Annotated in this window: 4 protein-coding genes and 2 pseudogenes; 5 read left to right on the top strand and 1 reads right to left on the bottom strand. The window is 58.2% G+C overall.

From position 1 onward, the window contains the following. Positions 1–407: 407 nt before the first annotated feature. The 5 genes and pseudogenes from CUN63_RS32150 to CUN63_RS12520 form a co-directional block, all read left to right on the top strand. Positions 408–488: pseudogene (locus tag CUN63_RS32150) on the top strand (CopG family transcriptional regulator); the annotation flags it as partial. Positions 489–568: 80 nt separating this feature from the next. Next, positions 569–690 (top strand): annotated as a pseudogene (locus CUN63_RS32155) (type II toxin-antitoxin system RelE/ParE family toxin); the annotation flags it as partial. Between the two features lie 535 nt (positions 691–1,225). Further along, positions 1,226–2,932 (top strand): ShlB/FhaC/HecB family hemolysin secretion/activation protein, encoded by a 1,707-nt coding sequence (locus tag CUN63_RS12510; RefSeq protein ID WP_129439794.1) that lies wholly within the window; start codon positions 1,226–1,228, stop codon positions 2,930–2,932. A 24-nt stretch (positions 2,933–2,956) separates the two neighbouring features. Continuing rightward, the gene (locus tag CUN63_RS12515; RefSeq protein ID WP_129439796.1) at positions 2,957–14,827 is read left to right on the top strand and encodes a filamentous hemagglutinin N-terminal domain-containing protein; all 11,871 of its coding nucleotides are present in this window, start codon (positions 2,957–2,959) and stop codon (positions 14,825–14,827) included. Next, on the top strand, positions 14,828–15,286 hold the full coding sequence (locus CUN63_RS12520) for a hypothetical protein (RefSeq protein WP_129439798.1): 459 nt from the start codon (positions 14,828–14,830) through the stop codon (positions 15,284–15,286). It begins immediately after the preceding gene. Positions 15,287–15,456: 170 nt separating this feature from the next. On the opposite strand, the gene CUN63_RS31905 is transcribed toward CUN63_RS12520, so the two are convergent. Next, on the bottom strand, positions 15,457–15,639 hold a 183-nt coding region (locus CUN63_RS31905), incomplete at its 5' end, for a hypothetical protein (protein WP_218570132.1).

The raw sequence follows: 15,639 nt of genomic DNA on the forward strand, positions 1-15,639 counted from the left end.
ATAGTCATCGCCGCAGAATTTGCAGTACGCGTAGGCCGACTCGTCCTCATCGGCATAGGCCTTGCAAACCCAGCCTGTAGGCGCTGATGAGGAATTGCCCCAGCTGCCGAGAAATCGCTGACCCAAGCAGTCTTCAAGGCTATGGCCGTCTGTGCTGGGTATCTACCTATTTATGTTGGGGCAGTCTTGCCCCAGCAGGCGGGGCAGTTCCGCATCAGCGCCAACATACTAGCTATCCCACGCAGAAATGATGTCTCGATCCAGAGCCAGTGGCCGACTGATGAGCAAAGAGGAGATTCGATCCACTGCAATCCGCAAAGCCCAGAAAAACTAGTAGGTGCATCTGCCGTCAGTCAGTTTGCATTTGCACTGACCACTCAATTACCTTTGACTTGACCAGTGGTTGAGAACGCAGTCGCCTGCCCCGTGAAGCGCTTGCTAATGTTGATGCCTGTCGGGTAATAGACCATCAAGCTGTCCAGGCCTAGGCTGATAGTCTCAGCACTAATACCCCGCTGCCGGTATCGCACTGATGGAGTTGAAGTGGACGCGCTAGGCGCTCTCCGACATTACCCAGTTGTATGAGTTTCTAGCCACCGCAAACCAATCTACTGCCGCCCATATGGTTCAGCAACTGCTCCAACCACGTTGCTGACTGATCCGCGTATTGGCAAACGCCCGGAAGAGTTTGGCTTCTGAGAAATTTCCTACGAGTGCCAAGGAATCGCCCTGCTCTGTAACAAAGATTCTGCTGTCACTATCTGTCGCCTTGACTCAAAGGTATCGGTAGTCGGCACACGACACCCAGAGGATATCCTCAAAAATTACTGGCGCGCAGCACGACTGCGCGAGTGGGGTTGGGAGCAGATTATGAACGGTCGATGTGAAGCATTTCCACCAACTGAGCTCCTCCTGTAATTCCAATGTAACGGGTTTCATGAATGCGTCCCCACTAATTGTTCGATGATCTTGGTGTAGGATTCCGAAACAAATGCGACAGGTCTTGAGCTGATCCGAAGAGTGTGGTGCTGGGTTGTTTCCCCTAAGGCTCGCTACTAAACACTCGATTACCCCGCTCTAGCAGTCCGAAATAATCAGAGCCTACTCAGGCCATTCCAAGCCCAATATCCAGGCAAACGGCAATTCATTCGATTGACGCCAGAATACTGGCCAACTAATATCTCGCCACTATTGTGCCACTGCTCTCCGTTTCGAGGGATCGAACATGTACCCACCCGCCCTCGTGGCGAGGTTGTGCCTGGCTTTGCTGTGCCTTTCTCCGCTGAATCTTGCTCACGCCGCCCCCACCCCCGGTGAAACCGATCTGATCCGCGAACGCCAGGATCGCTTGCTCGAAGAGCAACGTCGGCGTCTCGAAGAGCTCAAGGAATTACCCGGCAAGGCAGTCAAACCCGCCGCCCCGACCGCGCCCGCCGATACCCGTTGTTTCCCGATCAAGGACATCGAGCTCAAAGGCGCCGACAGTCTCTCCGAGAGCGAAAAAAGTCGTCTGCTCAAGCCATACATCGGCCAGTGCCTGGGCGTGACCCAGCTCAACGAACTGCTGAAAGTCATCACCGACCACTACATCGAAAAAGGCCTGGTCACCAGCCGAGCCTATTTGCCGCAGCAGGATTTGTCCGGCGGGCATTTGAAGGTGCTGGTGGTCGAAGGCAAGCTCGAAGGCTTGAAAGGCGCGGAGGGCAGCAAGCTGTCGGACCGCGAGTTGGGCATGGCTTTTCCCGGCAAGACTGGCGAGTTGGTCAACCTGCGGGAAATCGAGCAACTGGTCGATCAACTCAACCGTTTGCCATCGAATCAGGCGCAGATGGAGCTGGCGCCGGGCAAGAACGTCGGCGGTAGCGAAGTGCTGGTCAAGAACACCCCGCAAAAGCCGTGGCGTGCCGGGTTGTCCCGCAGCAACGACGGCCAGCGCAGCACCGGCGAGCAGCAGTGGGGCACGACGTTTGATTGGGACAGCCCGCTCGGCCTGGCCGATCAGTTGATGCTACGCGGCGGTCACGATGCGATGACCGATCACCAGCACACCTCCAACAACGCGATGCTCAATTACAGCGTGCCGTGGGGCTGGTGGAATTTCAGTTACACCTACAGCCAGAGCGAATACCGCTCACAAGCTCAGGCCAACGGTTTGAATTTCAAGCAGACCGGCGACAGCGAAAACCATCAGCTACGTGCCGAGCGGGTGATCCATCGTGATGCCCTGAGCAAGACGTCCCTCAGCACCGGTGTCTCGTACCTGCGCACCAATAACTTCATCGAAGACAGCAAGCTCAAGCTGAGCAGCAACCGCATCAGCGAAGCGCAGTTCGGCATCAACCACGGTCGACGGGTCGGCAGCGCGTTCGTCAACCTCGACTTGGGGATGCAGGAAGGCATCGGCGCGTTCGACGCTCAGGGCAACGATCACCCGGGCTCCGGCGAGCCGAATGCGCGTTACCGCAAATACACCGCCACCGCGAGTTATTTGCAGCCGTTCAAGCTGTGGGGCGAGTCCTTCAGTTTCAGCAGCCTGATGACCGGCCAGCGTAGCGAAGACGTGCTGTTCAGCCCGCAACGCACCAGCCTCGGCGGGCAGTCGTCGATCCGTGGCTACAAGGATCAATCCTTGTCCGGCGACAGCGGCGGCTACTGGCGCAACGACCTGCGCTGGAGTCGCCCGGTGACCCTGGAATGGCTGCGTCCGGTGTTCGCCGAATACGGCAGCAGCCTCGGCTACGACCAGGGCGTGATCCGTGGCGACCGCTACAACGGCGATCAGCACGGCCGCATGTCCAGCAACTCCGTGGAGCTGTTTGCCCGGGGTCAACATGTGGCCGCCAGCGTGACCTTTGCCCATTCCCTGGAACGCCCGGACACCCTGACCGAGCGTGAAGCGCCGATCTATTTCCGCGTGGATTTCTTCCTTTAATTACGCTTCTTCGAGAACACTGATATGGACGTTCGCCACTACGCCTTCCTCGCTGGCCAGCCCTCGGCTGCGGTCAAAGATCGTGAGCACTTCTGGGGCATGCCCAAACGCGGGTTGGCGTTCCTGTTGGCCAACGTCATGTTCTGGCAACCGATGTGGGCGCAGGCGGACGGGATTGTGGTGGCTACGCCGGGTACCAGTCTCGGTCAGGCGGGCAACGGTGTACCGATTATCCAAATTGCCACGCCCAACGGCAGCGGCCTGTCGCACAACCAGTTTCACGATTACAACGTCGGCACCCAGGGCGTGATCCTCAACAACGTCGCCAACCAGACCGGCGCGACGCAATTGGGCGGGATCATTGTCGGTAACCCGAATCTCACCAATCGGATTGCGGCGCAAACCATCCTCAACGAAGTGGTCGGCGGCAGCCCCAGTCAGTTGCGCGGTTACACCGAAGTGGCGGGGCAGTCGGCCCGGGTCATCGTCGCCAACCCTTACGGTATCAGCTGTAACGGCTGCGGATTCATCAACACCCCGCGCGTGACCTTGACCACCGGTAAACCGGTGCTGGACAACGGTCGACTGGATCGCTTCCAGGTCGATCAAGGCAGCGTTGCCATCGACGGTGCCGGGCTGAATGCCAGCAACGTCGACCGCTTCGAAATCATCACCCGTAGCGCCAAGATCAACGCCGAGATTCAGGCGAAAAACCTGACCATTGTCGCCGGTCGCAACGACGTCAATGCCGACAGCCTCAACGCCACCGCCCGCGCCGATGACGGCAGGGGCAAACCAGGGTTGGCCATCGATTCCTCGGCCCTCGGCGGCATGTACGCCGGGGCGATCAAATTGGTGGGCACCGAAGCCGGCGTCGGGGTGAAACTCGATGGCAAACTGATCGCCAGCGGTGGCGACATCCAGCTCGATGCCAATGGGCATCTCAGCCTGGCGCAGACATCGGCCACGAACGGCGCAGTCAACGTCAAAGCTGCGAGCCTCGATGCGCGCGGCCCGGTCTACGCCGGCACGGCGCTGAACGTGCAGACCCAAGGCAACCTGACCAATCAGCAAACCTTTGCCGCCCGGGACAGCATCACCCTGAGCGCCGGCGGAGTGCTGACCAACAACGGCATCATCGAAGCCGGGGTCAACGCCGACACCAGCCGCAACGCCACGGGGGATGTGAGCCTCAGCGCGCAGAACCTCAACAACACCGGCAAGAGCGTTATCGCCAGCCGCACCCTGACGGTCAATACCAGCCAGACCCTGAGCAACCAGAACGGCACGTTGAGCGCCGCGCAAACCGCCAACATCACCGCCGGGACGTTGGATAACCAGAACAATGGTCGTGTGTTGAGCAGTGGCGCGCTGAGCGTGACGGCCAATCAGGTTTTCAACACCAAAGGGGTGATCAACAGCACCGGTAATTTGACGGGCACGGTTGGTCAGTTGAACAACAGCAATGGCGAGATTTCCAGCGCCGGCATCACCCGGCTCAACGCGATCACATTGAACAACCGCAGTGGCCAGGTCCTGGGCGATCTGGGTTTGAACATCGACCTCAGCGGTGCACTGGATAACCGCGACGGTGTATTGGGTTCGGCCAAGAGCGTCGATCTCAAAGCCGCGAGTCTCGACAACCGCGACGCTGGCGTGGTGGTCAGCGACGGTGGCCTCACCATACGTATCAACGGTTTGCTGGATAACCAGAACACGGGTGAAATCAGCGCCAAGGGCGCCATCGATGTGCGCACGGGCAAACTCGACAACCGCGGTGGCACAGTCAGCGGTAAAGACACGCTGACTGTAACCGGCGATTCTGCCGATAACCGTGGCGGGGTGATCCAGGCCGACAAACAGCTGAAACTGCAAATTGGCCAACTGGATAACCGCGATAAAGGTTTGATCAGTGGCAAGGCCGGTATCGCCTATGACGGTATTCGCCTGGACAACAGTGGCGGCTTGCTCAGTGCCGTCGGCCCGGTCACCCTCAACGCCGATGAAGTGCAAAATGCGGCGGGGCGGATCTCCAGCCAAAATGACCTCACCGCTACCATTGGCCTGCTGCAACAACAAGGTGGGGCGCTGGTCGCCCAAGGCAACCTGAGTCTGACCGGCACAACCCTCGATAATCAAAATGGCGGTCTGGTCGGCACCACCAAAGCGCTGACCCTGAAGGTCGACGACATCAACAACCGTGCCGGCGAGCTCTCCAGCAGCCTGTTGCTGACCATCAAAGGTCAGCGCCTGGACAACAGCGACGGCGGGAAAGTGCTCGCCGCTACCGATCTGCAAATGATCGTAGCCAAACTGATCAATCAGAACAAAGGCCTGATCGTCGCCAAGGGCGCAACGACATTGACCGGTACCACGCTGGATAATACCGGCGGCACCTTCGACAGCCTCAAAAGTTTGGTGATCACCCTCGACGATGCCTTGCTCAACAGCCAAGGGCTGATCAGCAGCGAAGGGACGTTGACCGTCGACGCGGCCAGCCTCGACAACAGCGCCGGCAGCCTGGGCAGTGGCGGTGCGTTGTCTGTCACCAGTCGTGGCGCCTTGCTCAATCTGGGCGGCTCGATCAGCACCGACAACACCTTGACCCTTGACAGCGTCAGCCTGGATAACAGCCAGAAAGGCCTGATATCCGGCAAAAACGCCACCCACATCACCACCGGCAACGTTGATAACAGTCAGGGCGGTCGCCTCATCAGCGGCGCCACCCTGGCGCTCACCGCCAAGCAGGTTAACAATGCCACTGGACGGATTGCCAGCCAGCAAGCGTTGACTGCCTCGGTCACCGGGCTCGACCAGCAGGGCGGTGAACTGTTCAGCCAGACCAGCCTGAACCTGGACCTGAACAACGGTCAACTGAACAACCAGAGCGGCCTGATCAACGCGCCGTTGCTAGTGTTGAAAAACCTCAAGGGCGTTAACAACCAGCACGGTGAAATCTCCAGCGCTCAAGCCTTCACACTGACCGCTCAGAACCTGGACAACAGCAATGGCAAGTTGCTGAGTAATCAGGGGCTGACCCTGCGCATCGCACAAACCCTGAACAACCTCAAAGGCGTGATTTCCGCCGCCTCCCTCGATAGCCACAGCGACAGCCTCAACAACAGCGAAGGCTTGATCAGCAGCCGTGGCCGGCTGGAACTCACCACCGACAACACGCTGGATAACCAGAAAGGTGCGGTCATCGCTGACGGTGAACTACTGCTCACCGCCGACAGCCTGGACAACCTTGGCGGCGACATTGCCAGCAAGGCCGACGCCACGGTTCAGGTCAAAACCCTGAATAACCAGAAAGGCAAGGTGATCACCACCGGTGTGCTCAAGCTTTCCGCCGATACCCTCGACAACCGCCAAAAAGGTCTGTTGGGGTCCACCAAAGCCATGACCCTGACAGTCGATACTCTCGATAACCGTGGCGGTGAAGTCAGCACCAACGCCGATTTGTCGGTCACCGGTACAAAACTCGACAACAGCGATGGCGGCCAGGTTTTCACCGGTCAGGCGCTGACCCTCACCGTGGACCAGTTGCTCAACCGCAACAAAGGCCTGCTCAGCGCCACCACCGCGCTGAACCTGCAAGGGCGTTTGCTGGATAACAGCGGCGGTAATTTGCTCAGCGTGCAAAACATGCACTTGAACCTGACCGGCGCGTTCGACAACAGCCTGGGCCAGGTCAGCAGCGAAGGTGCGTTGACCGTCAAAACCACGCAACTGACCAATACCGAGGGCAGTCTTTCCAGCGCCGCCGGTCTGAAGCTTACCAGCGACGGCAGCGTCAGCAACCAGGGCGGTGCAGTGGTCACCGATGGTGTGCTCACACTCACCAGTGCCAGCCTCGACAATAGCCAGCAAGGCAACATCAGCGGCAAAGGCGCAGTGACGGTCACCACTGGCGCGTTCGATAACAGTCAGGGTGGCCGACTCAACAGCGCCAGCACCCTGAAACTTGTCGCGGGCCAGATCACCAATCAGGACGACGGCCGTATCGGCAGCCAGGGCGCCTTGACCGCTTCGGTCACCGGGCTGGATCAGCAGGGCGGCAAACTGTTCAGCAACAGCAGCCTCACCTTGGACCTGAACAACGGCCAACTGAATAACCAGAACGGCCTGATCAATGCTCCCGGTACCTTGCTGCTCAAACAACTCAAGGGCGTCAACAATCAGGGCGGTGAAATCTCTAGCGCCGAAGCCTTCACGCTGACTGCGCAAAGCCTGGTCAACAGCAACGGCAAACTGCTGAGTAATCAGGGCCTGACCCTGCGCATCGCCAACGCGCTGGACAACGTCAAAGGCCTGATCGGTGCAGCGTCCCTTGACGTGCACGCCGCCAGCCTGAACAACAGCGGCGGCAGCCTGACCAGCCGTGGCGATCTCGAACTGACCGTCGACGGTTTGTTGCGCAACGATGCCAAGGGCCTGATCAACGCCGCTCAGCTACTCAAAATCGGTAGCGCCGAATTCAATAACCAGAGCGGCACGGTGCTTGGCGCCAGTGCTGTCATTCTCGATGCCATGGCGCTGAACAACCGCGATAGCGGGTTGATCAACAGCCAGGGCAACCTGACCCTGACCGCCACCAGCCTGGACTCCAGCAACGATGGTGAAGTCTCGGCCAAGGGCGATATCGGCCTGACCCTGACTTCCCTGACCCAGAATGGCGGCCGCCTGCTCGGCGAAAAAGCCGTCTCCGTGGAACTGGCCAACGGCGACTTCGACAATCGCAACGGCCTGCTCACGGCCAAGGGGCCACTGACCCTCAAGCACCTGCGCGATCTCAACAACCGGAACGGCGAAATCTCCAGCAACCTCGGTTTCGATGTGATTACCCGTGCCCTGGATAACAGCGCCGGCAAGCTGATCAGCAGCCAGCTACTGACGGTCAACGGCACCAGCCTGGTCAACCAGAAGGGTCTGATTTCCGGCTGGCAGGGCCTGACCGTCAACGGCGACAGCCTTGATAACCGCGACAACGGCACTCTCTCGAGTCGCGATGGTAATGTTGCCGTGGACCTCAAGGACGCCTTGCTCAACAGCAATGCCGGGGCATTGGTCAGTAAGGGCAGCCTGAGCGTTGAAGCGAAGAGCCTGGAAAACAGTAACAAAGGCATCCTCAGCAGTGCGGCAGGGCAGACCCTGACCCTGGGCGAGTCCCTCAACAACAACCAGGGCGGGCTGATCGACAGCGGCGCCGCACTGGACATCACCGCCGGCGCATTGACCAATGCGGGCGGTACGATCAACGCGCAAAAGGCAATCAATGCCACGGCCACCGGCCTGGACAACACGGGCGGGAGCATCGCCGGCAATGGCGCTGTGACGCTGGATCTGCTCGGTGCATTGACCAACACCAGCGGCAAACTGGTCGGCGCCGGACCGGTGCTGATCAAGGGCGTTACCGACCTCGCCAACCAGAACGGCCAACTCGCCAGTCAAAGCACCCTGACCCTCTTGACCGGTTCGCTGGACAACAGCAACAACGGCACCCTCGCCGCCAAGGACGCCTTGCAGATCACCGCCAGCGGCGCGGTACGCAACGACGTCAACGGTTTGATCTACAGCCAGAACGCCGGCCTGAACTTGCAAGCCGCCAGCCTGGCCAACGGCAAAGGTACGATTCAGACCAAGAAGGGCCTGACCCTCGACATCAGCGGCGACCTCGATAACCAGAGCGGCAAAGTTATTGCCGAGAACGGCTTGGTGATGGTCAAAGCCGCCAACATCGACAACCGCGGTGGGGTGCTGTCGAGTATCAAAGGTGCCCTCGAGGCGCGAGCCGTCGGCGTGTTGCGCAACGGCTACGACCTTAACAACAACCGTCAGGGCGGGATCATTCAAGCCCAGGGCCTGACGCTGTCGGCACTGGCCGGCCTGGACAACAACGGCGGGCGGATCTCGGCGCAAGCCACCGACGCAAGCATCACCACCGCCGCGTTCGACAACCGCAACGGCGTGCTCTATGCCAAGGGCCTGGCCGGCGTGATCGGCACCAGTCTGGACAACGGTAACGGTCAGATTGCCGGTAACCGCATCGACCTCAGCCTCAGCGGCGCCCTAGGCAACCGTGCCGGTATCGTTGAAAGCGACACCACGCTGACGGTAAAAGCTGCCAGTGTCGATAACCAGACTGGCCGGCTTCGCTCTCTGGGCACTACCGGTAAGACCAGCTTCCAGATCGGCGGCCTGCTGGATAACCGTAATGGCGTACTCGAGACCGCCAACACCGATCTGACCTTGGCCGTTGGCAGCTTTCTCAATACCGGTGGCCAACTCAATCACGTCGGTCTTGGCCGATTTGATATCTCCACCGCCAACGTCATTGGCGCCGGAGGCGGCATCACCACCGCCGGCACCCTGGATCTGAATGCCGATACCTGGACCAACTCCAGCGTCATCCAGGCCGGGCGCTTGAATGTCAATGTCGGTAATTTCAGTCAGACCGCCAGTGGCAAGCTCCTGGCCTCTGACTACTTGCAAGCTCGTGGCGGCAACTGGACCAACGATGGCCTGATCGCCAGCGATGGTGTGGTGGATATGCAGTTGGGCGGTAGCTATAGCGGCAATGGGCGGATGTCGAGTATTGGCGCTCTTTCCCTGACCGCGGCGCAGTTGAACCTTAGTGCTGCCTCAAGCATTGCTGGTGGTGGTGATTCCATAGTCAAGATCGGCGGACAGCTGACCAACGCCGGGCGACTGACTTCCAATGCTGACCTGACAGTCGAAGCCGGCAATCTTGCCAACTATGGAACGCTGGGGGCCGCTCAAAACCTCAACCTCAATACTCCGTCACTGCTCAATGATCGCGGGCTGATTTTCAGCGGCGCCGACATGACATTGGGCGTTGGCAACTTCAACAACCAGAACGGCGACCTGTACGGTCTGCGTGATGTCGTCGTCAAAGGATACGGCGCAGCAGCCCAGGCCAACCAAGTGTCGAACATCTCCGGCTCTATGGAGAGTGGTGGCAAGTTCACACTCAACGCCGGATCTTTCACCAACCGTACTTCGGGCGACGACGGTACGCAGAACTTTGCCCTGACGCGTACTCTGGTTTCCGGTTTCCTCGCCGTGCAATGCGGTGATTGCAGCGGTGACCACTACGACGTCAATTACATCGCCCGGGAAGTCTTCGAAGGCGGACAGGATAGCGACACCACGGCATCCGCCTTGTTGACCGCAGGCGGTGACTTCGTCTTCAACGGTGGCAATTTCCTCAATAGCAAAAGCACTGTCAGTGCGACCGGCAACATCACCATCAATGCCAACAACCTGAAGAACATTGGTACGGTCAGCGGCAGCATCGAGCGCACACGTATCTACCGGTCCGGCCGGGTCACCGACGGAACGGTCAATCGCTTCATGCCGCAGGTGGTGGCATACAACCAGCGTAACAACCCGGATTTCCCGAACCTCTACTACATCGACGGTTCTGGAGGTTTTAGTTTAGGTACCGCTTTCTCTGCCACAGGCCGTGAGCCCGGCCATGATGGCGGCCTGATTGAAAAGGTCGTGGTCAAAGACGCCGTAACGAATCAGGTGGTGACCAATACCCTCTCGGGTTATTCCTACGGCTCCACCAGCCCGCAATCCCAATACGACCGCAACAACCTGGTAGAACTGCCGACCCGCTTGCAGACCTACACCCTGGTCAGTGACATTGAAACCGCGCGTGATGGTGGAAGCGTCACCGCCGGGCGCAATGCCGTCATCCAGGCGGGCGGCAACGTTTCAATCACGGCTACCCAGGATCTGCAGAACAGTGTCATCCACCAGGACTACGGTTCCACCGGCGGCACCAATAAAGTCGTGGATACCAAGGCAAGCGGTGCCGGCACCACTGTCATAAGGCTCAATAGTCAACTGCCGCCCGATCTCGCCCAGCAACAAGTCAACCCGCTGACATTACCGGGCTTTAGCCTTCCCACCGGGGAGAATGGCCTGTTTCGTCTGAGCACTCAGAACGCGAGTGGCTTGGCGCCGGATGCGGGCACGCTGCAGCCGCCGGGTTGGACTGTGGGCAGTGAAAACGTCGTCACGCAAGGACACGCGGTCGCCGCTGTCAGCGGTGGTCCGCGCAGCTTGCTGGTAAACACCCCGGCGATCCTCACCAGCAGTGATCCCGCCATAGACCCGGTTAGCCACACATCGACGGCGACTGCGAGCGGCGCTAGCACACTCGACGTTTCCGTTAAGTCGACCGGTCCGCGCAGAGGCGGACTGGGCAACGATACCAGGTCCACGATCGGCATTCGCCCCCTGACTCGCGTCACCGGCCTGCCGGACGTGAAAGCACCGGCCAACGGCCACAAATACCTGATCGAAACCAATCCGGTACTCACCAACCTCAAGCAGTTCATGAGTTCGGATTACCTGCTGAGCAACCTCGGCTACGACCCCGACACCAGCGCCAAACGCCTGGGCGACGGCCTCTACGAACAGCGCCTGATCCAGCAAGCGGTCGTCGCTCGTACCGGCCAACGCTACATCGACGGCCAGACCACCGACGAAGGCCTGTTCAAGTACCTGATGAACAACGCCATCGCCAGCAAGGACACCCTCAATCTGTCGATGGGCGTCAGCCTGACCTCTCAGCAAGTCGCAGCGCTGACCCACGACATCGTCTGGCTCGAAGAACATGAAGTGAATGGCGAAAAAGTCTTGGTGCCGGTGCTGTATCTGGCACAAGCCGAAGGCCGCCTCGGCCCTACCGGAGCGCTGATTGCAGGTAACGACGTAACACTGATCGCCGGTCAGAACCTCGATAACGTCGGCACGCTGCGCGCGACCAATAACCTGTCGGCGACGGCGGGCAAGGACTTGGTCAACAGCGGTCTGATTCAGGCGGGTAATCGTCTGGATGTGCTGGCGGGTAATGACGTTATCAACAAGTCGGGCGGCATTCTTGCTGGTCGTGATGTGAGTGTGAACGCGATCATGGGCGACGTGCTCAACGAGCGCACCATCACTTCGCAAGACAACAAAACCCGCTTTGGTACGCAACATCACGATTTCGCTGACAGCGCTGCGCGCATCGAGGCCGCCAACGACCTCACAGTGGGGGCGGGTCAAGACATCAACAATATTGGGGGTGTGCTGCAAAGCGGCCGTGACATGGACCTGAATGCCGGACGAGACCTCAACGTGTCCTCGGCGCAGGTCACCAACAGTGTGTTCAAGGACAGCAAACACAACAGCAGCGACATCACTCAATTGGGTGCGAGCGTCAGCGCCGGTCGTGACCTGTCGGCGCAGGCAGGGCGTGATATCAGCGTGATCGCCAGCCAGATCGACGCCAAGCGCGACATCGCGATGGCTGCGACCGAGAACATGATCATCAGCTCGGCAGCGGACGAAGAGCATTCCCTGTCCAAGAGTAAAAAACTCACGGTTCAGGAAGACCACGTCAGCCAGGTCATGTCGGGCATTACGGCCGGCGGCGATGTGGCATTGAGTGCCGGTGATAATCTCGCCGTGGTCTCCAGCCGCATTACCGCGGGCGACGAGGCGTACCTGGTAGCAGGTGACAACCTCGACATTCTCGCCGCGCAAGACAGCGACTACTCGCTATACGACAAAAAGAAAAAAGGCTCCTTCGGCTCGAAGAAAACCAAGCGCGATGAAGTCACCGATGTGAAGAACATCGGCAGCGAAATCACCTCCGGCGGCAACATGGTGCTCGCCAGTGGCGGTGATCAGCATTACCAGGCGGCCAAGCTCGATAGCGGCAACGACTTGACCATCAGCAGTGGCGGGGCCATCACGTTTGAGGGCGTGAAGGACCTGCATCAGGAGAGCCACGAGAAAAGTAATACCAGCATGGCCTGGAACTCAATGTCGGGCAAAGGCAATACCGACGAGACCCTACGGCAAAGTCAATTGGTGGCTCAGGGGCAATTGGTGATCAGGGCGGTTGATGGCCTGAACATCGATATTAAACAGATCAACCAGAAATCGGTCAGCCAGACCATTGATGCAATGGTGCAGGCAGATCCGCAACTTGCGTGGCTCAAGGAAGCGGAGAAGCGCGGTGATGTGGACTGGCGTCTGATCAAAGAAACCCACGAGTCGTTCAAATACAGCAGTTCGAGCCTCGGTCAGGGCGCGATGCTGGCGATCATTATCATTGTCACTGTGTTGACGGCCGGGGCGGCAAGCGCTGCGGTGGCTTCTGCCAGTACCGCGATGGGAGCCACTGCTGGTGGAACCATGGCAGCCGCTTCTGCAGCCACCGCAGCAACAGCCACTGCTGCTGCCACTTCGGCTACTGCCGCTGGACTGGGTAATGTGATTGCGACGGGCGTTTTGACCTCCATGGCCAGCACCGCGGCCGTCAGCACGATCAACAACAAAGGCAATATAGGAGCAACCTTCAAAGACGTCTTCTCTTCTGAAAACCTCAAAGGTTATGTGCTTGCAGGTGCCACCGCAGGCATTGCAGCACAATTCGGCTTTAACCCTACAGAGTTGACGTTCGATTCGGCCGGTGCCAAGGCACTGGCAATCAAGATTGCAGCCGACACGGTGGCCAAAACGGCAATTATGGGCGGTAGCCTGACGGATAATCTGGTCGATGCAACGTTGGGAGCCGGGATCAGTATTGGTGGGGCGTTAGGTGCTAATCAGATTGGTAACACATTGCTGGAAAATGGAAGCCTTTCGAAGATCGCTTTGCACGCTGCACTCGGTGGCTTGATGGCCGAGGCCATGGGTCAGGATTTTCGTACCGGTGCTTTGGCTGCTGGTGCTAATGAAGCAATGGTGGATTTCCTTGCGGGCAAATTGTTACCCGAGGGCGTGAGCAAAGGAAGTTTGGAGTACCAACAGGGAGTCAGTAAGTTACTGGCGGCATCACAGCTTGTAGGTGTGCTGACAGCCATAGCAACTGGAGGTGACCCATCCACCGCTGCTGCGATTACGGCCAACGCTACTCAGAACAACTTCTTGAACCATACCGAGAACGACGAACGCTTCGAGGCAATTAAAGATTGCAAGGCTGGCAATCAGCAGGCTTGTGCTCGTAGGGATGAGCTTAATCGGTTGGATGTGAGTCGTGACAAGGCTGTCTGGGCTGCATGTGATGGGGCTGCAAGGAGCCCGGGTTGTACCGCCGCACGTGCGGAAGCTCAAATCGCAAGATTTGACTTGCTGAGACACCAGAATACGCCGCAAGCACAGGATCAGATGCGCCAGGCTTTGAACGATCCCGAATTGTTGAATTTCACTATTCAGGGCGAGTTGCGCAGCATCAAAGTGCTTGATGATGCAGTTGTTCGGCAAATTTCGACCAGTATCAGCAAAAGTATGTTCTCATTGGGTGCTGACCTGACTCCGGGTGTGGGCGATGCAAAGGCATTTTCCGAAGCCCAGGATTCGTTGGACTATCTCTTTGCATCGGTTGGACTGTTTCCGATAGCCGGTGATTTCGTGTCGGCGGGATTGCGTGAGAGCCGGGCACTGCTTAAGGATGGCAGGGCACAAGAGGCCAGTGATCTGCTCGAAAACCTGGCAAAATATGTTTCAGACGCAAAAGGCGCAGGTGAGGTTGCCTCTATAGGCGGAAAGACCTGTGTTTATAACTGCGTTGTTGATGGCGTGACTCGTTATGTTGGAATAACCGACGACATAGTTAAGCGCGGTCAAGCTCACCTCAGAGAAAAAGGCATCACAATTGACAGATTAGAGGGTTTACAGAACCTTTCACGTGCCGACGCACGGGCAGTCGAGCAAACACTGATCGATTACCATGGCCTTGGTAAAGATGGCGGAACGTTAATCAATAAGATCAACTCTATATCGTCTGTCAAAAACCCGACTAAGTATGAGCAGGGTTTGATTCGCGGTGCCGAGCTGCTGAAAAAAGCTGGATATGAAGGATTTTAAATGGCTAAGAAGGTAAAGCTGGGCGACATTTTGCAGGTATTAACCTCGCAGGGTGTCGCATATGCGCAAGTTACTCATAAGCACCCGGAGTTTGGTTTTTTAATTCGTGTTTTCCCCGGATTTCATAATGAACAACCAAAAGATTTTTCGGTTGTGGTTGATGTTGAACCACAATTTTCCGCATTCTTTGTTGTTCAAAGTGCGGTAAATCAAGGCCTTCTATCCGTTGTGGAAAATGTACCGGTTCCCGAAAGGTTACAAGTGTTTCCTACGTTCCGCTCCAGGAATGGCGGGCCCGGAGGCTCTATTTGGCTGTGGAATGGAAGCGAAGCAGTTCGGCTGGAGAGAGAGATTAGCTCGGAAGAGCTGAAGCATTCCACAAGAGGAATTATCAGTGCGCCATTGCTTGTTGAGCGTATTGAAAAGAATTACAGAGCCGAGACCCATGAGGTCTGGTGAATTGTAGAAGTTTCAACTTGATCTGACACTCTCGACACCGGCCTTGCGCCGGTGTTTTTGCACGTGCGCCAGGCATGGCGCGTTGCGCGCAAGCGCAACCAGCTTGGCTGTGGTGGCCTCGCTGGTGACTTGGAGGTGAAAGTCCTCTACACACCCGGCAAGGGGAAGTGTTAGCCAGAGGCAAGGGTGTCGCGGGTGACCGCGAATCTGAAGGAAGCCCGAGGCAAAATGCTGGCTTGACGAACAGCAAGCGGATAGAGGCGGCGCAGCGGGGTAAAGGGGCGTGTTTCCCTAAAGCCCAATACTTGCACGGGACGCTGCGACGTAGATCCGACAGGCATAAGCAGGAAGGT

The sequence above is a fragment of the Pseudomonas sp. ACM7 genome (genome assembly GCF_004136015.1).
Taxonomy (GTDB): domain Bacteria; phylum Pseudomonadota; class Gammaproteobacteria; order Pseudomonadales; family Pseudomonadaceae; genus Aquipseudomonas; species Aquipseudomonas frigoris.

Coding starts and splice junctions, on each gene's coding strand:
- CUN63_RS12510 (WP_129439794.1), top strand. CDS start 1,226: ATGTACCCACCCGCCCTCGTGGCGAGGTTGTGCCTGGCTTTGCTGTGC.
- CUN63_RS12515 (WP_129439796.1), top strand. CDS start 2,957: ATGGACGTTCGCCACTACGCCTTCCTCGCTGGCCAGCCCTCGGCTGCG.
- CUN63_RS12520 (WP_129439798.1), top strand. CDS start 14,828: ATGGCTAAGAAGGTAAAGCTGGGCGACATTTTGCAGGTATTAACCTCG.